Annotated in this window: 17 protein-coding genes and 1 tRNA gene; 9 read left to right on the top strand and 9 right to left on the bottom strand. The window is 58.5% G+C overall.

Translation table 11 applies throughout. The annotated features are described in order from the left end of the window. Positions 1 to 45 precede the first annotated feature (45 nt). Positions 46 to 1,275, top strand: a complete 1,230-nt coding sequence (locus tag Q0903_RS13000) for an NnrS family protein (protein WP_299415971.1) — start codon at positions 46 to 48, stop codon at positions 1,273 to 1,275. Positions 1,276 to 1,295: 20 nt separating this feature from the next. Here Q0903_RS13000 and Q0903_RS12995 read toward each other — a convergent pair whose 3' ends face one another. Then, positions 1,296 to 2,582, bottom strand: a complete 1,287-nt coding sequence (locus tag Q0903_RS12995) for an MFS transporter (RefSeq protein ID WP_299415968.1) — start codon at positions 2,580 to 2,582, stop codon at positions 1,296 to 1,298. Positions 2,583 to 2,675: 93 nt separating this feature from the next. Here Q0903_RS12995 and Q0903_RS12990 point away from each other — a divergent pair, with 93 nt between their 5' ends. From Q0903_RS12990 to Q0903_RS19780, 3 genes are all read left to right on the top strand, one after another. Continuing rightward, positions 2,676 to 3,632: a TAXI family TRAP transporter solute-binding subunit gene (locus tag Q0903_RS12990; protein ID WP_299415966.1), complete on the top strand. Its 957-nt coding sequence runs from the start codon at positions 2,676 to 2,678 to the stop codon at positions 3,630 to 3,632. A 49-nt stretch (positions 3,633 to 3,681) separates the two neighbouring features. Continuing rightward, positions 3,682 to 5,475, top strand: coding sequence for a TRAP transporter fused permease subunit (locus Q0903_RS12985; RefSeq protein WP_299415963.1), 1,794 nt, complete (start codon positions 3,682 to 3,684; stop codon positions 5,473 to 5,475). Between the two features lie 354 nt (positions 5,476 to 5,829). Next, complete coding sequence (locus Q0903_RS19780; protein ID WP_366141497.1) at positions 5,830 to 6,291, top strand: NAD(P)H-dependent oxidoreductase; 462 nt, start codon at positions 5,830 to 5,832, stop codon at positions 6,289 to 6,291. 512 nt (positions 6,292 to 6,803) lie between these two features. Here the strand turns inward: Q0903_RS19780 and Q0903_RS12975 are convergent. The 4 genes from Q0903_RS12975 to Q0903_RS12960 all read right to left on the bottom strand — a co-directional run bounded on the left by Q0903_RS12975 (position 6,804) and on the right by Q0903_RS12960 (position 9,967). Beyond that, positions 6,804 to 6,878: transfer RNA gene (locus tag Q0903_RS12975), tRNA-Gln, on the bottom strand. A gap of 75 nt (positions 6,879 to 6,953) precedes the next feature. Further along, on the bottom strand, positions 6,954 to 8,276 hold the full coding sequence (locus Q0903_RS12970; RefSeq protein ID WP_299415961.1) for a mechanosensitive ion channel domain-containing protein: 1,323 nt from the start codon (positions 8,274 to 8,276) through the stop codon (positions 6,954 to 6,956). A gap of 90 nt (positions 8,277 to 8,366) precedes the next feature. Beyond that, positions 8,367 to 9,356, bottom strand: coding sequence for an NADPH:quinone reductase (locus Q0903_RS12965; RefSeq protein ID WP_299027855.1), 990 nt, complete (start codon positions 9,354 to 9,356; stop codon positions 8,367 to 8,369). A 65-nt stretch (positions 9,357 to 9,421) separates the two neighbouring features. After that, positions 9,422 to 9,967 carry an SH3 domain-containing protein gene (locus Q0903_RS12960; protein ID WP_299027858.1) on the bottom strand — a complete coding sequence of 182 codons (546 nt, stop codon included), beginning with the start codon at positions 9,965 to 9,967 and terminating at the stop codon, positions 9,422 to 9,424. Between the two features lie 128 nt (positions 9,968 to 10,095). Here Q0903_RS12960 and Q0903_RS12955 point away from each other — a divergent pair, with 128 nt between their 5' ends. From Q0903_RS12955 to Q0903_RS12935, 5 genes are all read left to right on the top strand, one after another. Next, positions 10,096 to 11,082 (top strand): D-glycerate dehydrogenase, encoded by a 987-nt coding sequence (locus Q0903_RS12955; RefSeq protein ID WP_299027861.1) that lies wholly within the window; start codon positions 10,096 to 10,098, stop codon positions 11,080 to 11,082. A 72-nt stretch (positions 11,083 to 11,154) separates the two neighbouring features. Further along, entirely contained in the window at positions 11,155 to 12,933 is a 1,779-nt protein-coding gene (ggt, locus tag Q0903_RS12950; RefSeq protein ID WP_299415957.1) for a gamma-glutamyltransferase, read from the top strand. 3 nt (positions 12,934 to 12,936) lie between these two features. After that, complete coding sequence (locus Q0903_RS12945; RefSeq protein WP_299415954.1) at positions 12,937 to 14,337, top strand: FAD-linked oxidase C-terminal domain-containing protein; 1,401 nt, start codon at positions 12,937 to 12,939, stop codon at positions 14,335 to 14,337. A 227-nt stretch (positions 14,338 to 14,564) separates the two neighbouring features. After that, positions 14,565 to 17,057 carry an FAD-dependent oxidoreductase gene (locus tag Q0903_RS12940; protein ID WP_299027870.1) on the top strand — a complete coding sequence of 831 codons (2,493 nt, stop codon included), beginning with the start codon at positions 14,565 to 14,567 and terminating at the stop codon, positions 17,055 to 17,057. Beyond that, entirely contained in the window at positions 17,020 to 17,514 is a 495-nt protein-coding gene (locus Q0903_RS12935; RefSeq protein ID WP_299415951.1) for a hypothetical protein, read from the top strand. Before Q0903_RS12940 ends, Q0903_RS12935 begins: the two co-directional genes overlap by 38 nt. A gap of 3 nt (positions 17,515 to 17,517) precedes the next feature. Here Q0903_RS12935 and Q0903_RS12930 read toward each other — a convergent pair whose 3' ends face one another. The 4 genes from Q0903_RS12930 to Q0903_RS12915 are packed head-to-tail and all read right to left on the bottom strand — an operon-like array spanning position 17,518 to position 20,961. Next, on the bottom strand, positions 17,518 to 18,312 hold the full coding sequence (locus Q0903_RS12930) for a GH25 family lysozyme (protein ID WP_299415949.1): 795 nt from the start codon (positions 18,310 to 18,312) through the stop codon (positions 17,518 to 17,520). Further along, on the bottom strand, positions 18,309 to 18,962 hold the full coding sequence (locus tag Q0903_RS12925; protein ID WP_299415946.1) for a DUF938 domain-containing protein: 654 nt from the start codon (positions 18,960 to 18,962) through the stop codon (positions 18,309 to 18,311). The genes Q0903_RS12930 and Q0903_RS12925 overlap by 4 nt, the downstream gene beginning before the upstream one ends. Beyond that, positions 18,959 to 20,029: an FAD-dependent oxidoreductase gene (locus tag Q0903_RS12920; protein ID WP_299415943.1), complete on the bottom strand. Its 1,071-nt coding sequence runs from the start codon at positions 20,027 to 20,029 to the stop codon at positions 18,959 to 18,961. Before Q0903_RS12920 ends, Q0903_RS12925 begins: the two co-directional genes overlap by 4 nt. Next, positions 20,026 to 20,961: an aldo/keto reductase gene (locus tag Q0903_RS12915; protein ID WP_299415940.1), complete on the bottom strand. Its 936-nt coding sequence runs from the start codon at positions 20,959 to 20,961 to the stop codon at positions 20,026 to 20,028. Before Q0903_RS12915 ends, Q0903_RS12920 begins: the two co-directional genes overlap by 4 nt. Positions 20,962 to 20,998 lie beyond the last annotated feature (37 nt).

Below are 20,998 nucleotides of genomic sequence, written 5' to 3'. Positions count from 1 at the left end.
GTGCGCCAATAAGGCTGTGACGCAAGGGGTCATGAAAGAGCATCAATGTCTCATACTGAAACCCATGTAAAACCACTCACAACATCGCAGCAGAGCAGGGCATGGGCGGGGCCCGCGATATTCTCCTATGGTTTCCGCCCGTTCTTCCTATTCGGGGCAGCTTGGGCTGCGGGGGCGATGGTGCTGTGGATGTTGATGTTGTCGGGCGTGCTGATGCTGCCTACCCGTTTTGATCCGGTGTTATGGCACGCGCATGAATTCCTCTATGGATATATCGGGGCGATCATTGCGGGTTTCTTGCTCACGGCGGTACCAAACTGGACGGGCCGCCTGCCCGTGGTCGGGTGGGCTTTGGCAGGGCTATTCGCGCTTTGGGTGACTGGCCGTGTGGCAGTGGCGACATCTGCGCTGTGGCCTGCTGGTATCGTAGCAGGGATTGATTTGTCGTTTCTGACCGTTCTGGGCGGCGTCATTCTACGCGAGATTGTGGCGGGCAAGAACTGGCGTAATCTGGTAATCCTCGCGTTGCTTGCTTTATTCGTCCTGTCCAATCTGCTGTTCCATATGGAGGCAGCAGGCAGCGGCATAGCCGCCGGAGGCTATGGCCAGCGTTTGGGTGTCTCAACAGTCATTATGATGATCGCGGTGATTGGGGGGCGGGTTATCCCCTCGTTCACCCGTAACTGGCTGGTTCAACAAAAGTCGGTCCATTTGCCTGTCCCGCCGATGAGAGGTTTTGACAAGATAACACTTGGCGTGACCCTTCCGGCCTTGGGCCTTTGGGTCGTTCTGCCTGATCATAGGATTACGGGCGCTGCGCTTGTTGTAATCGGCGTGCTGCATTTCATCCGTGTGGTGCGGTGGCAAGGGTGGCAAACCCTGTCCGAACCATTGCTGCTGGTGCTGCATCTTGCCTACATATTTGTGCCAGCTGGTGCGGTTGCCATTGGCTTGTCCCAACTATGGCCAGACGCAGTGTCTGTGGCGGCGGCGCAGCATCTATGGATGGCTGGTGCAGGTGGCTTGATGACCCTAGCTATGATGACACGGGCAACTCTGGGCCATACGGGGCAAACCTTGCGCGCAGGGTCGGGCACGGTTGCGATATATCTTGCGCTGATCGGATCAACAATCGCGCGGGTCTGCGCCGGATTTATGTTTGGCTCCGCCATGGTATTCTATTCCCTGTCAGCCCTGCTGTGGGTCTTTGCATTTGCTGGTTTTGCCGTTCTCTATGGTCCTTGCCTGATGCGGCCAAAGCCCGCGCGTGCATGAACGCCCAGCAGCCCAGCGTATCACTTGATAACTGCCGACCGTGCCTCCCACAGCAACGCAACAAGTGCGAGTATAAGCAAAGCGGTCGAAACGCCTGAAAGGACGATCCATCCTACACCAGCGATTATCGCGCCGGCTGCAAATGCGCAAAGCGTCGAGACCAAGGCGAGCACGGTATCATTCGCCCCTTGCACAACGGCTTTTTCCGCGTCCGATACCGCAGTGGCAAGAATCGACGTTGCTCCGATAAACCCGAAGTTCCACCCCACACCCAACAAAACAAGGGAGCCATAGAAGTTCAGGGCGGACAGACCGCTCATTGCGGCGACGGATGCGACAATCAACAATCCGACGCCGATAAAGGCAATCCGCTGCCCGCCGAATTTCTTGATCAAAAAGCCAGTGAAGAAACTGGGCGCGAACATGGCGACCACATGCCATCTGATGACATCGCCCGCCAGCGCCTCGCTGAACCCGCAGCCGATCATCGCCAGTGGCGTAGGCACCATCATAAACACCATGATACCTTGGGAAACCGCCCCCAAACCAACCGCAAGCCGCACAGGTTTGCGGTTGAGCACAGACAGCGAAGCAAATCGCTCCCGCAGCGTTTGAGGCATCGAGGGGGGCGGTTTAGGCAAGCGTGTCAGCGCCAGAGGTATCAAGCCAACCAACGAAAGCGCGGCAAGAGCGGCATAGGCACCCGCAAGCGGTACGGGGGCAAGCGCGTCTTTTGACATGATGAAGACCTGCGGCCCCACGAATGCAGCGATCAAGCCTGATGTAAGCATCAGAGAGATTGCAACAGGTTGCCATTCGGCACTCACAATCTCGGCTGCGGCGAAGCGAAAGAACTGGTAGCATGCAAGTGCCGCCCCCAATGCCAGATGCCCGATGCACAGCAGGACAAAATTACCGCTCAGCAACGCCCATACACCTATGAGCGCGCCAAACACCGCGCATCCAACACCGAGCAGAAAACCTGCCTTGCGTCCCCACCTGCCCATGAGAAGTGAAAAGGGTGCCGCTGCAAGGAATCCCGCCAGCGTCGAAAGTGATGCAGGTAAGGTGGCAAGCGCCGTTGAAGGGGCCAGCATCAAACCTGCCAGACCACCCAGAATAATCATCATGGGCATGGCAGAGCCAAGGATGGTATTGCCCGCTAGCAAGCCCAGATAAGATGCGTTTTGAGTGATGATCGAGGTGCGCATAGAGCTTTTCCAACAGTGATGCCGTTTGCCATGCGGTACATTCAGCAAGATGGTGTTGCAGCCCGAAATGTCAAAACACCGCAAGGTCGCCTGCATTGCCCATATCCGCATTTGAACCGGAAACCTACTGGTTCGCTTGCATCCCCACGCATTCCCCATAACTATCGCCCCAAACAAAGGGAGAATAAAATGACACTGATGAAATCTATCGGCGCGGCGGCTGCTGTTGCGATCATGCTGGCAAGCACTGCGTCCGCTGAAACACGGGTCACGTATAAATCAGCCAAAGCAGGGTCTTCGTATTTCCAGATGGCTGTTCAAATTGCAGAGGCCATGAAGGCAGGCACAAGCGGCGATATCGCCGTTACGGTTGAGGAAAGCCAGGGGTCTGTTCAGAACGTGATGGAAGTGCGGGCGCGAGGTGGTGATTATGTTTTCACCACGCCACCAGCCTTGGTCGGTTTGGCACAAGGCGGCAAAGCCATGTTCGAAGGCAAGGGCGATCCGGCATTTGACGATATTCGTGCGCTTTTCCCGATCCCGTCGCTGACCATGCATTTTGTCATGTCCCAAGACAGCGGTGTTACCAGTTTCGAGCAGATGGAGGGCAAGACGATCCTGTTGGGCAGCGGCTCCTTCGGGGCGCGAGAAGGGGCCAAGTACATCGATCTGTTTGGCCTCGAAGGCAAAGTGAATATCGCGGATTCAGAGCTGTCCAATGCGGTAAACGCGCTCAAAAACGGGCAGATCGACGGCTTTGTCACTGCGGGGTCTTTTCCTGCGCCCAACGTGATCGAAGCGGCCGCCTCCACCGGCGTTACGGTCCTGTCGCTGAATGATGAGCAGATCGCTGCGTCAAAGCGCACGCGTTTGACCATCCCGGCGGGTACATACACAGGCCAGACCGATGATATCACCACCACCTCTTTGCCTGTGGTTGCTTATGCCACCACCAAGATGGACGATGATACCGCCTATTCGCTGACCAAAACCTATTGGGAGACGCGGGCAGATATGGCGAAAGACGCGGCGTGGTGGGCTGGTGTCTCTCCCGAAATGCTGAGCAACATTACCACTCAGATCCACCCCGGTGCGATCAAATACTACAAAGAAGTCGGCGTGGCGTTGAACGACGCGCATATGTAACTGACCAGCCTTGCCTCCATATATGCTGGAGGCAAGGCATTTTAGTCCCGTGACATCCTCTCCCCTCACAACTGGTCCGGTTGCCGCGCGCATCTGGATCGCGCTTGGCCTGATCACTGCGGTGTTCCATATCGGGTTGATATTCTACGGGCTGGTGCCAAACCTTGTGGCGCGCCCGCTGCACATGGCACTGATCCTGCCGTGGGTGTTTTTATATGCGGCCAACACGCGGGCTGGCTGGTGGTCGGGCGCGGTGATCACAGGGATTGGTGTCTCGGGGTGTATCTGGATTGCATTGAACCACCAAATGCTGCGCAACCAATACGGGTTTCTGGAGAACCAGTTTCAGGTCGTGCTGGCGATTTCGCTACTGGCAATCGCGATGGAGGGAGCGCGCCGCATGATCGGCTGGCCGCTGCCACTGGTGGCATTTTGTGCGTTGCTCTATGGCCTTTACGGACAGCATATTCCGGGGGAGTTTGGCCATGCTGGTACGCCCTTGCGCAGCTTTCTAGGCACGCTTGTGGTTGCCGAAGGCGGGTTGTGGGGCAGCCTTACAGGGGTGTCCGTTGGGGTCGTGGCGATCTTTGTCATCTTCGGCGCTGTACTGAACGCGGGTGAGGCGGGGCAGGGCTTTATGAATGTGGCCTCTGCCGCTGCTGGGCGGCTTACCGGCGGGGCGGCCAAAGTCTCGGTGCTGTCCTCGGCGCTGTTCGGCTCCATCTCTGGCTCGGCATCGGCCAACGTGGCCTCCACGGGGGCGATCACGCTGCCTGCGATGACCAAACTGGGCTATCCAAAACGCCTCGCTGCGGCAGTAGAGGCTGTGGCCTCTTCGGGTGGGCAGATCATGCCGCCCCTGATGGGGGCAGGGGCCTTTGTGATGGTAGAGCTTACAGGCGTGCCCTACACCCAGATCATGCTGGCGGCACTGCTGCCTGCGATACTGTATTTCCTGACCGTGTGGATGGGCATAAACGCCTACGCCCAACGATTTGATTTGCAAGCGGTGCCAGAGGATCAGCGGCCTGACACGCGCATGGTCTTGATTACCTCTGTTTTTTTCCTCGTGCCCTTCTCGGTGCTGCTGGTTGCGATGTTTGTTGCTGGCTTCACGCCACAATACGCCGCTGTGCTGGCCATATTTGCCGGCGCAATCGCGCTGTTTTTCGATGCGACCCCGCGGATGGATATTGCCCAGGGTTTTGAGCGCTTAGGCAATGCCCTGCGTGCGATTGGCCAACAGGTTGCGATGATCGGGGCGATTATCATCTGTGCTTCTATCATCATCGGCGTTCTGGGTATTACCGGGCTGGGGATCAAAATAACCTCGATCATTATTTCAGGGTCTGGCGGGTCGCTTTGGCCTGCTTTGCTGCTCACTGCGCTTGCATGTCTGCTGCTGGGCATGGAAGTGCCCACAACTGCTGCCTATGTGATCTGCGTGTCGGTCGCGGGCCCCGCATTGACCGAGCTGGGGCTTGAGCCGCTGCAAGCACATCTGTTTGTTTTCTGGTTTGCGCTGTTGTCCACGATTACACCGCCTGTTTGTGGCGCGGTATTCATCGCCGCGGGGATGATCGGGGAAAACTGGCTCAGGGTTGCGCTCACGGCGATGGCGCTGGGTCTCGGGCTCTATATCATCCCGCTGGCCATGATTGCCAACCCTGACCTTATCCGCGTCACAAGCAACACCTCAGGCGCAATTATCGCGTTCGTCATGGTAGGTTTTGGCCTGACATGCCTGTCTTACGCGTTAATCGGCAAAGCGGGCGTGCTGCGGCGTATTCTTCTTTGCGTGATCGGGTTTGCTGCCTGCTTTGCTCTGGCTTTTTCGCCGTGACACTTTAGCCGCAACAGGCTGATGCTCTTCCAGAACGCGTAGATCAAAGCGAATAGAAACAGGCGAGACAATGCGCACCACGCCTGAAGGGCGAAGGTCGCGACCGGACAACTGCCGTTCCACCTTGTTTGTCAGAATAGACATCTGGTTGGCCACTTGCACAATTTCGTCGCCTGCGGGTGTTGTCTGGTATCCTGTGCGAAACCGCTCAAACAGGCGCACACCGAGCTTTAGTTCGATAGCGTTGATTTTCGAAAAAGCGTTGGGTGGCTTGTACCAGCACGTTGGGCTGCCTTCGAAAGTGGGCCAGTCGCGGCGATGTGCAGCACGGTTTCATAGTCGTCCCTGTCAAGTTTGTTGTTCATATTTGAAAGCCCAAATTTCAAACTCACCCAACAGCCTTACAAAACTGGATGGTGGATCATCCAGCGATCAGAACTCAAAAGGGACCTTCAGCAAAATGCACGTACACATCATCCACGCGCACCATACAATGACCCGCTGACCAGCACAGCAACAACAGCTCTTTTTGCAAGGGGGGACACGGTGACAGTGAGCGATCTTAACCAATCGCATTTTAATCCTGTTGAACTCGCTGAACACTATAGGGGCCGTGCTGACATGGGGACTTTTACCAGACTGAACGAACAACGGAACGCTTCTAGAAATGGCCACTCGCCCGCTGCGGTAAAAGACGAAATTGCCGCTGTCGAACAGGTTGATCTGCTGGTCTTTCAGTTTCCACTGTCGTGGCATCGCCCGCCCGCGATTGTGAAGGGCTGGATGAACCGCGTCTTTGTAGATGGTGGTTTTTAAACAAGCAAACTGCGCTATGGTACTGGATACTTCAAAGGCAAACGCGCCGTTGTTTCAGTTGCAACCGGCGCACCTCGCAAAGCGTTTGGCCCGCGGTTTCGTGGCGGTGACTTCATGACAATGCTCGGGCCATTCCATTACTCCCTCCATCGTAGGGGCTTTTCGGTCCTGCCACTTTCGTTTCTTACGGCGTTCAGGGGCATGGCGATGCCTACGATCCCGCACAGGTTCTCCACGCACGGCTCTGCCGAAACCGTGGCCGCAGTGATGGGGCTTGGTGCTTTGTTTGGAAACCGGATGTGCGTCGATGGACCGGCGATCCGGTTAGCCCCCCGTCTAGGACAGATTTATCCTCGCACCAAAGCACCGCCAAAGATGCCGTCAGATGAAAATCCATTTTCGGACAAATCTTTTGGGTGCTGCACGCTATTTTCGCAATATGCGAGATCACGCCTACGGTAGCGGCATGGCCTATACGGGCGCTTTCAAGGGGCTGAATTGACTGGTGTGTGTGGCTGGGATGGTAGGATTCGAACCTACGGTACACTGTACCAAAAACAGTTGCCTTACCACTTGGCTACATCCCAACGTGGGCCGTTAAATAGGGCGGGTTGGCGCGGGGCGCAAGCCTTTATCCGCGCTAATTGCGCACAAAGAGCGAGTTATTCCTGATCGGCATTTTCACGCAGCAGATCGCTATGCTCTTCGGCGCGCTCCATATCGACGATATCGGCCAGTTGTTGGTCCTCTGTGGCATCGACAGCCTGCGCGGGAAGGGGGAGTAAATCGGGCCCTGCGGGGCGTGTTTGGGTAGGTTTTTCCGTGTCTTGGCCCAATATTGCGCCGCTGGCGCCTAACAAACGATAGGCGGGCGGCTGTGCGCCGATGCCTGCTGTGTCAAATGCAGCCTGTACCAGCCTGATCGCCTCCGAGCGGGCCAGCACGATGCTGGTGTTATGCTGGTTGATCCATCCAGCCATCCCCATTGTGACCCAGCTGTCATCCACTGATTCGATCCAGACAGAGGCCAAAGGCGTTTTCAGCACAAATGGCAGACCCTCCAATGTGTTCATCGTCAGCTTTTGCGCATGGGCCAGATCGGCATCAGGAGCCACGGCCAGCTGAAAGGTGAACCTGCGCTCTGCATTGCGTGAAAAGTTGACGATCCGGCTTTTGAATACGGTCGCGTTGGGGATTCGGATGTGGTTGCCGTCAAAGCTCAGCAAAATGGTCGCGCGAGAGGTCAGGCGGATGACTTTGCCGGTATCGCCTTCGATTTCGACAGTGTCATTGGGGCGAAAGGGCTGGCGGATCGACAGCATGATCGATGCGATGAAATTCTCGACCGTGTCACGCACGGCGAAACCAATGGCAAGCCCGACAATCCCCGCAGCACCAAGGATGCCTGACAAAAGCGCCGTTGCATTAAGGATATCCAGGGCGACGACCAGACCGCCGATGATAAAGGCCAGACGTAAAATCTGGCGGTAGATATCGGCGATGAATGCGTTGGGGGCCAGCCGCTCCCATGGTTGTTTGCGCCGTGCAATGGCAAAGCCCAGCAGGACGATCAGTGCAAACAGCGATATGGCAACCAGTGCGAGCGGCAGAAATGCGATCACCTGCTGGCCCCGCGCCATGAAACGGGCGACCGCGGGGTTGAGCCGCTGCACCACATCTGTTGTCTCTGTCACCTCGTTCTCAATGGCGACCACACCTTCGACACGGCCAACCAATTCGTTCAGGCGTTGCGCCGTTGGGGTGTCCAGCGTGCTGCCGCGCAGGCTTACAATCCCCGAGCTTACTGTAACGGTGACATCTTCAAACCCGTCCAACTCACCTAGAATATCGCGGATGCGGGTGGCAATGGCCGCGTCTTGGGTGGCGCTGTCTGCGATGGTGATGGTGCCAGAAGGCTGGTCGGAGGATTGTGCTTGCACGCCCATGGGCAACAGCAGGCACAACAACAAGGCGATGAGGCGCATAATGTATCTCTTAAAAAAGGGTCGCAGGCTCTAATCCGGCCAGATTACGCCTGCGCGGCCTCTTTGGCAATTCTGCCATTCTGTTTCAGGTTAGTCGCAAGAAACAAGGACTGCGCCGGCACGCGCGCCTGCCAGAACCGCCTCATGGGCCGCAACACAGTCTGTCAGGGGGTAGACTTGGGCAATGGGGCAAGCGAGCGCCCCTTGGGTCAGCGCCTCGTTCAGGCGCGTGATCCGCTCGGTCCGCTGAGGTAGGGGCAGCAGATAGATCAGGATGATGTCGATGGTCGCCGCTTTGAACAGCAATGGGCCAAAGGGTAGTGTCGGGGCCATTTCGATTTGGGAGCCATAGGCAGCAATCGTTCCGTTGGTTTTGATTACTTCGGCGTTCATCGCGACATTCGCGCCGAATTCGACTTCAAGGATGCGGTCAACAGGGGTGCCGTTGTTTGCTGCCAGAATATCTGCGGCCAAAGTAGGCGCACGGTAGTCCAGCACAGTCTGCGCCCCCGCTGCGCGCACACGCTCGGCATCGCGCGGGCTGCACGTCGCGATTACACGTGCGCCACCCCAAACGGCCAGCTGCACTGCAAGATACCCAACCGTGCCGCCTCCGCCACTGACTAACAGAGTTTGTCCCTTCACATCGCCCGCGCCGAACACAGCTTCCGCAGCCGTCAGGCCGGGGATACCTAACACGGCACCTGTCTCAAGGCTGATGCTGCCGGGCAGGGCGACTGCCTGTTCGGACGCGAGGGTAATATGGGTCGAGGCCGTGCCAAAAGCGCGCTGCCACTGGCCGTTCCATATCCAGACCCGCTGGCCGATGCGGTCGCCACTGACACCTTCGCCTACGGCCTCGATAACGCCTGCGCCATCACTATGGGGGATCACTTGATCAAATGCGGGTTTCAAAACCCCTGGCCTCGTGCCCGAACGTGATTTGATGTCTGAAGGGTTCACGCCCGAAAACGCAAGACGTACTGTTACCTCGCCCGCCGCGGGCGCGGGGGTGTCAAACTCGGCAAGGTGCAGCACATCAGCAGCGGTGCCGAAGCGGTCATAGAATACAGATTTCATGGGGCAGTGTCCTTTGGGTCAAGCTGGCTGGCGGCCAGCATGATCCAAGGGGAGTAAAGGTGCAATCAATCAAACGTCTCGGCAGGGCGGACCCCCCACAAGCGCGCCTTGGGCGCCCACCCCCTAAAGCCGCCCGAACGCAGCAAGCACCATTCGCTACTGCATTCAGCGACGCGGGCGACCACGCCCAGTTCAAGTGCAGCAGTAACGGGGGCGGCAGGGTCTGGGCGTGCGTGCAGAGTGAGCATGTCTTTTTCAACCAAAACGGTGCGCGTGCCGGACAAAAGCGAATAATGCACCCAGCCGCCCATACCGTCACGGTCCTCTACGCGGCGCCAATGCCCGTGCTCGGCAGTGATGCGTAGCGGCATATCGCGCCGCTTGAACACCCAGTCAATGCGGTGGGTCAGCGATGGGCCACGGCGCACATTGCCTTCTGACGCTTTCATTGAAACATACCGTGGAATAGGGCGTTTCGTGACTTTGCCTGTTTGCATACCCGCTTGCACGCCGTCCGCTGCGAGAACGGGCGTGGCAAAGCTGGTGGTCAGAATGAGGGCACAGGCTCCGAGAAGCCCCGCGCCCAGTTTGCGCAATTTCGATCTGTTCATGTTGTGCTGCCTGCACTGAATTTTATTGTTTTGTCTTGCTCGTCAGCTGCGCGGGGTTCTTGTGCCTCGTCGCTGCTTGGGTCACCATGCACCGAACTGATGCGCGCCCCAAGTCCGGAGATTGAATTATGCCAAAACAACGATTGAGTGTTGTAGTCACGCGACGATTGCCCGAAGTCGTCGAAAAAAGAATGGCCGAGCTGTTCGATGTGCGCCTGCGTGACACAGATGCGCCGATGACCCGTGCCGAGTTGGCAGAGGCGATCAAGACATGCGATGTGCTGGTGCCAACGATTACCGACCAAATTGATAACGCACTGATTGCGCAGGCGGGGGGACGCCTCAAACTGATTGCGAATTATGGGGCGGGGGTAGATCACATCGATGTGGCAACCGCGCGCCAGCAAGGTGTGCTGGTCTCGAACACGCCAGGTGTTCTGACCGATGATACAGCAGATATGACCATGGCGCTTTTGCTGGCTGTAACGCGGCGGATGCCAGAAGGCATGGCCAAGATGCAGCAGGGCGAATGGGACGGCTGGGCGCCAAACGCTCTGCTGGGCGGGCGCATCGCGGGCCGCCGACTGGGTATTCTGGGCATGGGCCAGATCGGGAGTGCCGTTGCGCGGCGTGCAGCCGCTTTTGGCATGCAAGTCCATTATCACAACCGCCGCCGTTTGCGCCCCGAAACGGAGCAAGCATTGCAAGCGACCTACTGGGAGAGCCTCGACCAGATGGTCGCGCGGATGGACGTGATTTCGGTCAATTGTCCGCACACGCCCTCTACCTTCCATCTGATGAATGCGCGGCGGTTGAAGTTGATGAAACCTGACGCGGTGATCGTGAACACTTCGCGCGGAGAGGTGATCGACGAGAACGCACTGACGCGGATGTTGCGCGCGGGCGAGATCAAAGGCGCGGGGCTGGATGTGTACGAGCATGGCGTAGAGATAAATCCGCGTCTGCGCGAGCTGGATAATGTGGTGTTGTTGCCGCACATGGGGTCGGCCACCCTCGAAGGGCGGATTGATATGGGCGAAAAGGTGATCATCAACATCAAGACGTTTGATGACGGCCACCGCCCGCCGGACCAGGTTGTGCCGTCCATGCTATGATAGGCGGCCCTTCGGCGCGGGTTGAGGGGACGGGAGAGTTTAAGGGAAAAATAAAGAAAAGGGGTCTGTCTGATGTTGCGTTCAGTTTTAACCGGAGTGTTTGTGGTGATTGCTGCAAGTGCGCAGGCCCAACAGGCTGCGGATGCGGTGGAGCCCGAGGCGGCAAGCGCTGGCAGCTTCCAGAGTATTTCACCTGATGTGACAGCCGCACTTGCAGCCAAGGCGGCGGGGCAATCTGTTGTTGCAGACACATGGATGATCTCCGCAGCAAACCCTTATGCCGTAAAGGCAGGTGCAGATGTATTGGCGGCGGGTGGCACGGCGGCGGATGCGCTGGTGGCCGTGCAGGTGATGCTGGGTCTGGTTGAGCCGCAAAGCTCGGGGCTTGGGGGCGGTGCATTTCTGGTTTGGTATGACGGGGCAACGGGTGCGTTGACTACATTTGACGGGCGCGAGACCGCGCCATTGGCCGCAACACCGAAGCTGTTTCAGGATGAAAGTGGCGAACCTCTCAAGTTCTTTGACGCGGTTGTAGGCGGGCGTTCTGTCGGCACACCGGGCACGCCTGCACTGCTGGCAGAGATACATGCGCGGCACGGTACGCAGGATTGGGCCGCCTTGCTGGCCCCTGCTATTGAATTGGCGGAGAAGGGGTTTCCCGTCAGCCCGCGTCTGGCCCAGCTTGTCGCGGCGGATGCCGAGCGGCTGGCAAGCTCTGACACGACGGCGGCGTATTTTCTGCCAGAAGGTACGCCGGTAGGGGTAGGGCAAACCCTTGTAAATGAACCTTATGCGCAGACCTTGCGGATGCTGGGTGCACAGGGCGTTGACGGTTTCTATACGGGCGCTTTGGCGCGTGAGATTGTGGCGACCGTTCAGGGCGCAAACAATGCCGGCGTTTTGTCAGAGGTTGATCTGGCGATCTACACCGTGAAGGAGCGGCCAGCTGTTTGTGCAAGCTACCGCGCGCACGAGGTTTGCGGCATGGGGCCGCCGTCCTCGGGCGCGATTGCGGTGGGGCAGACGCTGGGGATGTTGGAGGGGTATGACCTGAGCGCGGGACCGGATGACGTAACCGTGCGCCGCCTGATTGGCGATGCCTCGCGCCTCGCGTTTGCGGATCGTGGACGATATGTGGCGGATAGTGATTATGTGCCTGTGCCTGTGAAGGGCATGTTGGAGCCTGCCTATCTGGCGCAGCGGGCGGAATTGTTGGCAGGCGACGATGCCTTGCCCGAGGTGAGTGCGGGAGCCCCTGCATTTGATCACGCGCTGAACTGGGCGGATGATGAAGCGATCGAGCTGCCCTCGACCTCGCATATCTCGATTGTGGACGCGACGGGGAATGTCGCATCGATGACCACGACGATCGAAAACGGATTTGGCAGCAGATTGATGGTTGGGGGATTTCTGCTCAACAACGAGCTGACGGATTTCTCGTTTCGCAGCCATCGCGAGGGGGTGCCGGTTGCCAACCGCGTTGAGCCGGGCAAGCGGCCACGCTCCTCTATGTCGCCAACTGTTGTGATGAAGGATGGCGCGCCGGTTATTGTTGCGGGATCACCTGGTGGTAGCAGGATCATTGGCTATACCGCGCAGGCAATTATCGGGATGATCGACTGGGGGCTGGACCCGCAACAGGCCGCCGCGCTGCCTCATGCAGTCAATCGGTTTGGTACTTATGATCTGGAAGCGGGAACTGATGCGGAGGCCCTGCAAGAGGGGCTGGCGGACGTAGGGTACGAGACAAATCTGCGCCCGCTCACATCAGGTCTGCATCTGATCCGGATTGGTGATCAGCTCAGCGGCGGGGCCGATCCGCGCCGCGAAGGTATTGTATTAGGAGACTAGATAATGGTTCAGGCTATCGCGCTTGCGCGTAATGAAGATGGAATAGGCGCGGTACTGGGCGTGCTTAAACAGCAGTTTGGCGAGCGGTTTCATACCGGCGCTTCGATCCGTGAGCAGCACGCGCATACGACCACATGGATCGTAAACCAGCCGCCCGACGGTGTCGTCTTTGCCCAGTCCACGGCGGAGGTCGTCGATGTGGTGCGGATTTGTGCGGCACATAAAGTTCCGATCATTCCTTTTGGCACAGGCACTTCGCTGGAAGGTCATGTCAATGCGCCTGCGGGCGGGATCAGCATCGATGTGAGCCAGATGGATAAGGTGCTGGAGGTTAACGCAGGCGATCTGGATTGTCGTGTACAGCCCGGCGTCACCCGCACGGCGCTCAATACCTATCTGCGTGATCAGGGGTTGTTCTTTCCTATCGATCCGGGCGCGGATGCCAGCATCGGTGGCATGACTGCTACCCGCGCTTCTGGCACCAATGCAGTGCGCTATGGTACGATGAAAGACAATGTGCTGAGCGTCGAGGCTGTGATGGCCAATGGCGAAGTGATCCGTACGGCCAGCCGTGCGCGAAAATCCTCTGCTGGGTATGACTTGACGCGGCTGATGGTCGGCTCTGAGGGGACATTGGGGATCATCACCGAAGTGACATTGCGCCTTCAGGGGATCCCCGAGGCGATCTCGGCGGCAAGCTGTTCGTTTCCGACCGTTGAAGCGGCCTGCGAGGCGGTGATGGCAGTGATCCAGTACGGTCTGCCCGTGGCACGGATTGAATTGCTGGATGCGATGGTGGTCAAGGCGGTCAACAGCTATTCCAAACTGTCACTGGCTGAAACCCCGCTCCTGCTGTTGGAGTTCCACGGCTCGGACGCAGGGGTAGTCGAGCAGGCCGAGACATTCGGCGCGCTGGCGGAAGAGTTTGGCGGCACGGGATACGCTGCAACATCTACCGCTGAGGAACGGAGTAAACTGTGGCAGGCACGTCATGATGCCTATTGGGCGATGCTGGCGTTGCGTCCCGGGGCCAAGGCGGTGGCGACGGATGTTTGTGTGCCGATCTCAAAGCTGGCCGAAGCGGTGGTGGGTGCGAATGAGAAAGCTGCCGAGCTGAACCTGATCGCTCCTGTTGTAGGTCATGCGGGCGACGGGAATTTCCACGCCTCATTGTTGATTGATATGGATGATGCAGATGAGGTGGCGCGGGCTGAAGTCTTTGTCAGCTGGTTGAACGACCGTGCGATTGCTCTTGGTGGGACCTGTACAGGCGAACACGGGATCGGGCAGGGCAAGCGGCCTTATCTGGTGAAAGAACTGGGCGGTGCAGTAGATGTTATGGGTGCAATCAAACGTGCGCTGGATCCGGACGATATTATGAACCCTGGCAAAATCCTACCGTAGCGCATTGGGTTTGTGGCGTTGGTGGCTCTGCCCTGACCGTCCGCCTTGGGCGCGGCTTCTCCCGAAGGGTTGGGGCCAGGAAAGATAGAAGCGGCGTCTTGCAGCCCCGAGTTCATTTCATCTGGGGGCGCAGGTCGGTTTTTCTCTTTTTCCAGTCGCGCTTTGGCGTTGGTTTTCGGGCTTGGCCGCTAAAACAGCAGTGAATGCGCGCAGAAGGGAATCGGCACATGAAAACTCAAGTCAAAGCATTGGTTGTGGGTGGCGGTGCCGTAGGCACGTCTATTGCATATCACTTGGCGGCTGCCGGATGGGATGACGTTGTGCTGCTGGAGCGTGATGAACTTACGTCAGGCTCAACATGGCATGCGGCGGGTCTGCTGCCCTATTTCAACATGTCTTACGCGACGACCCACATCCACGACTACTCCATCAAATTCTACAAAACGCTGGAGGAAGAAACGGGTCTGAATGCGGGGTTCGCCGTGGTGGGCAACCTGCGTATGGCCCAAACGCAAGAGCGGATGGAGGAGTACATGCTCTATGCCTCCACTGCAGAGACCTGTGGTGTGCCTTATGAGTGGATGACACCGGATGAGATCAAGGCGAAGTGGCCGCTGATCCGTACGGATGATCTGAAAGGTGCGATTTACCACCAGACCGATGGCTATATTAACCCTGCTGACGTGACCATGGCCATGGCAAAAGGGGCGCGCCAGCGCGGTGTTGTGATTGAACGGAAATGGCAGGCAGATGCCTTCCATTGGAATGGTGAAGCGTGGGATGTCACCGTGACCAAGATGGTCGAAAAAGGAGGCAATCTGGTCCCGTCTGACGAGCAGGTTGTGATCACGGCCGAACATGTCGTGACCGCCTCTGGCAACCACGCGCAGCGCACGGCGCAGATGCTGGGCATCAAGATGCCAGCAATCCCTGTCGAGCATACGTTTATCGTGATGGATCAAGACCCCGAGCTGGTGAAATGGCGCGCGCAAGGCAATGCGGAGCATCCTGTCATTCGCGATGCGGACAATGAGTCCTATGCGCGCGAAGAGCGGGGCGGCTGGATTTTGGGTATCTACGAACAAGGTGCGCCCGCGCGGTTCGAGCATGGCGTGCCAGACAGCTTCCGCGCTGACCTGTTCCCGCTGGATCTGGACCGCATTGCTGAACAGTATATGGCGATGACCGAGCGTGTGCCGTCTTGTGCCGACTCAGGGCTCAAGGATGATTTCAACGGACCGATTTGCTACACACCTGATGGCAACCCGCTGGTTGGCCCTGCACCCGGTCTGCGCAACATGTGGCTTGCTGAAGGTTTCTCTTTCGGGATCACAGCGGCGGGCGGCACCGGTTATTACCTTGCGCAAATGATGGTCAACGGTGAAGCCGAGATCGACATGGCAAGCCTTGATCCCAAACGCTATGGCGACTGGATGACAACCGAATTTGCCGCGCGCAAGAACGAGGAAGCCTATAGCCACGTCTATATCCTTCACCACCCTGATGAGGAGCGCCCTGCGGCACGGCCCTTGCGCACATCCCCCGCCTATGACCGTCAGGCGGCACGCGGCGCACAGTTTGGTTGGGTAAACGGATGGGAGCGTCCGAACTATTACGCGCCGATGGGGTTTGACGATGCGGGCAGCCGCTCTTTCCGTCGCGGTGGCTGGTGGCAGTACGCGGTAGAGGAGGCGAAAGCCGTGCGCGAAGGTGTCGGCCTGATCGACGCAACAGCCTTTACCAAGCATGTCGTCAAAGGACCGGGTGCCACGGCTTTTCTTGATTGGTTTACCTGCAACAAGCTGCCATCGGTTGGCCGCATCAACCTGACCTATGCGCTGACGGGGGCAGGCACCACGCGGACCGAATATACCATCGTGCGCATCGCGCAGGATGAATATTACCTAGTGAGTGCAGGTGCCTGGACAGCTTACGATAGTGATTATCTGCGCAAGGCAATCGAGGATAAAGCACCCGAATTCGGTTATATCGAGTGTCATGATGTCACGACCCAATGGGGTGTTTTTGCCATTGCTGGTCCCAAATCCCGCGATGTGCTGAACGAGATCGTCAAGGATGCCAATCCCGACACAGTGCTGAGCAACAAGCGGTTCCCGTGGCTGACCATGCGCAACATCGAGCTGGGTATGGTGCCTGTACGCGCGATCCGCGTCGCCTATACAGGTGAGCTGGGGTGGGAATTGCACCATCCGATCGAGATGCAGAACCACCTGTTTGATCTGCTGGAAAAAGCAGGCGAAAAGCATGGCATGAAGCTGGTCGGCGCCCGCGCGCAAAACTGGCTACGTCAGGAGAAGTCATACCGCGCCTTCGGCACGGAGTTGGGCCGCGATGCGACCCCTCTGGAGGCCGATTTGCCACGCTTTGTCGATATGAACAAGGACTTCCACGGCAAGCAGGCAATGGCGGATCATGGGATCAAAGCGAAATGTGTGACGGTCCTTATTGACGGGCCTGATGATGCTGATCCGTGGGGCCGTGAGGTTCTCTATCATGGCGATACCCGCGTGGGGCGTCTGACCTCGGGGGGGTATTCTGTCGCATTTGGGAAGTCTATCGGCATGGGCTATGTCTCTCCCGAGACTGCGGTGGTCGGGACCAAGCTGAAGGTCAAGATGTTCGACCAGCTGTGGGACGCCGAGATTGTCGAGGACAGCCCCTATGACCCGAAAAACACAACCATCCGCGTGGACGGCTAAGCGATGGGTTGCCATCGCAGCGGTTTGCGCTGCGGTGGTGTTCGCGATTGGCGTGGCACTGTCGCCGTCGCGCGCAACAAGCGTGGCGATCATTGGCGACCAAGCTGAAGAATTGCGAGTGGCTTTGGGAACGGTGCAATCGAATGACCCAACGGTCACGATTGTATTGTTGCGCCGTTGGGAAAACCTGCGCCACCTTCCTGATATTGCAGAGCTTTGTTGGGACGCATGCCACTATCAGGCAGCGGCACAGATTACGTTGACGCAGATGCGTTTTGGGGCGACGCGCAAGGTGGTGGTGTTCCACCTGCCTGATTTTGAAGATGATCTGACCTGCGTTGCCCGTCGTGCGCGGCACGAAATGCTATCGCTGCGCGCACAGGTTCCGTCGTGTCAGATCAAAGCGGCGCGTCTGCCAGTCTGGATACTGCCGATGGGGTTAGGCCGCATTTCCTGAAGACTAGGGATGCGTGCGGGCAGCCAACCAAGCGTTCCATTCCGCACGGCTGCCGTTGAACGCGTTGAGATCGACCTCACCCGCGATACCGTCGATCAGACCCGTTGCAGAATACTGCCAAAAGCGCCAGCTTTGACGCGGATAAGCCTCACGCGGGGTTTTCGCCGTGGTGCGTAGCCAGTATTCGTAGCCATTGAAATTGCTTAGCTTATTTTCTTTGTAAAACCTTGGTGTGGTATAGATGATCGGGCGCTGACCGTAATGCGCCTCAACGATCCGCAACCAGCGGCGCATCTCGTCTTGTACAACGGACGCCTCGGGCCTGCGATGGGCGCAGGTGGGTGAAAACGGGTTCCACTCCATGTCCAGCACAGGGGGCAGCATGCCCTTTGATTTGGGGACGTTGCGGATGAACCAACGCGCCTGAACTTCGGGTGTGGTGCAGAAATAATAGAAATGATACGCGCCCCGTGCTACGCCGGCACGACCTGCGCTGCGCCAGTGATCCTTGAAAGCAGGGTCCAGCAAATCGCCGCCTTCTGTGGCTTTGAGAAAGGTAAAGTTCACACCGTTGCGGCGCGCTTGGGACCAGTTGATACTTTTCTGGAACCGTGCCGCATCAATGCCGTGGACGGGAAAGCGCGCTGGCTTTTGCCCTTTGAAATCAACGGGGTCCGCATCGCGAAAGTTGGGTGCGATCGGGGTGCCCAGCGGGGCAGCGACATCGCTTGTTCCACCGCCGCCACAGGCAGTAAGGACGGCAATCAGCATCAGGGCGAATGTGGTGCGCAGGGTCATGAAAGCTCCCGTTGGGCAATGAAGGCGAGGTTGTTGGCAGGCATGTCTTGTATGACGATAGCCGCAAGTCCGGCGTGCGTCAGCATCTGTTTGACCCATTGATCGTCCTTGTAGCCGATTGTTGGGTCCGCGGCATGAAGCTCTGCATGGAATTTTGCATCCCCTTCAGAGGTCAGCTGACCTGATCGCATAAAGGGGCCGTAGACGACGAATGTGCCTGTTGGTGTCAGCGCCTTTGCGGCCTCTGACAGGAGGGTGGATGCGGCAACTTGCGAGATCAGATGCAGCAGATTTCCCATATAAATCATGTCGTAAGGTCGATGTTCGGTTGACCAGCCCGACTGGCTTGCGTCCAGCACTTGCGCGGGATGCAGATTGTCGAGCGCGGCCTCGGCTGCGTATGCGTCTATGCTGGCGATACGGTCGGCTGCGATTTCGCTGGGGTGCCAAGAAATTTGTGGAATGGCCGCGGCAAGTGCGGTGATGTGCTGGCCTGTGCCCGAGGCAATCTCGAGCGCGCGGCCAGCGGGGGGAGCGACGTCGCGCAGGAGGGCAGTGATGACAGGTGCATTGCGCAGCGCAGAAGGCGCGCAAAGCTTGCCACCTGTCGTCTGTGTCGCCACGCTGGCGCTGGGCGGAAGCGACGTCACAGGCGCAGCCTGTCGGGGCGTAATGCTGCGACCGTAGTAGCATCGAGCGCAGGCGCACGGCCCATGACCAGATCAGCCAAAAAGGTGGAGGCGGCGGGCGAAGTCTGGAAGCCATAGCCGCCCTGACCCGCGCACCAGACGAACTCGGGTACGTCGGGGTCACGGCCCAGCACAAGCGTGCGGTCGGGGGCAAAGCTGCGCAGTCCTGCCCATGTGGCGACGGGTTTGGTAACGGGATGCATCACCATTTGTTCATAGCGATCAAGACCTTCGGCCAGTGTCATGTCGTCGGCATATGCGTCGTGCGGGTGGGTCGCAACCTCCTCCGCGGGAGAGACAAGCAGCGCGCCTGCGTCAGGTTTGGCATACCAGCTTTCGCCTGTGCCAAAGAACATCGGCCAGCGCGTTGTGTCATGCCCGCCCGGTGCGGCGAGCCGCGCCATGGAGCGGCGATGGGGAATGATCCCCAGCGGTGTGACACCCGCGATACCCGCCACCAGATCAGCCCATGCGCCTGCCGCGTTGACGAGGGTGGGTGCGCTGTATTCGCCGCCTGCGCGGATGTGCCAGCCGTGGCTGTCTTGGCGTATCTCGGTCACGGTGGCATCGGTGATGACCTGCCCGCCGCCTGCACGGATGGTGCGGATAAAGTCCTGCATCAGACGGTCGGTGTCGATGTCAAACGCTTCGGCGTGATAGCCTGCGTGGGCGACCTTGGCGGGGTCGAGGATAGGGACCATGTCCAATGCTTCGGACGGCGATATTGCATGAACACCCATATGATCCAGATCGTGATTAAATGCTTCTGTATCATCGGCTTGGGCTACTATCAGCAGGCCGCGCTGGGTCAGGTATTTACCGTCCTCGAAATGTCCCATGCTCGCTTTGTTGAGGGCCTGTACCGAGGGCGCACCGTAGTTTTCCTCGATCAGCGCGGCTGAGCGGCCGGAGGCGTGATAGCCCGTGGCGCTCTCCATCTCCAGCACGGTCACGCGGGCGTCTGCAGAAAGGCGTGCCGCGGCGGACAGACCCGCGATGCCGCCGCCGATGACGATGATGTCGCTCATTGTTCTTCTGCCCTGTCTGTGGCGGGTGGAGGGGGCGGGACAAGTGCGGCCATCTCGGTGTACAGGTCTGATTTCATTTCATATTCCATTGCGGCCAGTGATGGCTCTAGCTGGCTGGCCGAGCGGCCAGAGATAATGGGGGTAGGCGCCGTGGGGTGTGCGGCGGCCCATGCCACAGCGAGTGTGGCGGGATGTACCCCTTCACGCGCAGCGATGTCTGACAGGGTCGCGGCCGCGCTGTGCATATAGTCGAAATTATAGCGCGCTGCATAGCGGCTGTCCTCGGTCAGACGGCCTGTGCCGCCGCTGGCGTACTTCCCTGTGAGCAACCCGCCACCAAGGGGCGAATAGGGCGCGCAGAGCATACCGAGGTCAGCGGCCATGGGCAGGATCTCAACCTCGGCCTGACGTTTGACCACGCTGTACATTGGCTGGATCAGATCAAGGGTCAAATCGAACTTTGCAGCAATCCCAGCGGCCTTGACAGCCTGCCATGCGGCGAAGTTCGAGATGCCGACAGCGCGGATAATTCCCTTTGTTTTCAGGGCTGCAAGGGCCTCGAAACTCTCATGCATATCGGTGTCGGGGTCAAAGCGGTGCAGGTAGAGTACGTCAAGCACATCGGTCCCGATGCGTTGGCGCGATGTCTCGGCAGAGGTGGTGATATTGTGGGCTGACGCACCGCCTTCGTAGGCCGCTTTGGTGGCGATGACGAGCCGCTCGCGGTAGGGTTTGATCATCTGGCCCAGCAGTGTCTCGGACGCGCCACCCGTATAGACATGGGCGGTATCGAAATGGGTGATGCCTGCTGCCAACGCGGCGTCGAACATGGCGCGCGAGGCGTCCGGATCAGCGCCGCCGCCGAATTGCATGGTACCAAAGACAAGGCGGCTGGCGGGGGTGCCATCAAGGCTGGAAAGGGGATGTGTCATGCCGAATTTCTGGCACGGAGGCACCGCGCGCGCAACG

The organism is uncultured Sulfitobacter sp., from assembly GCF_947502895.1.
GTDB lineage: Bacteria > Pseudomonadota > Alphaproteobacteria > Rhodobacterales > Rhodobacteraceae > Sulfitobacter.
This window is presented reverse-complemented; position numbering and strand designations above follow the sequence as displayed.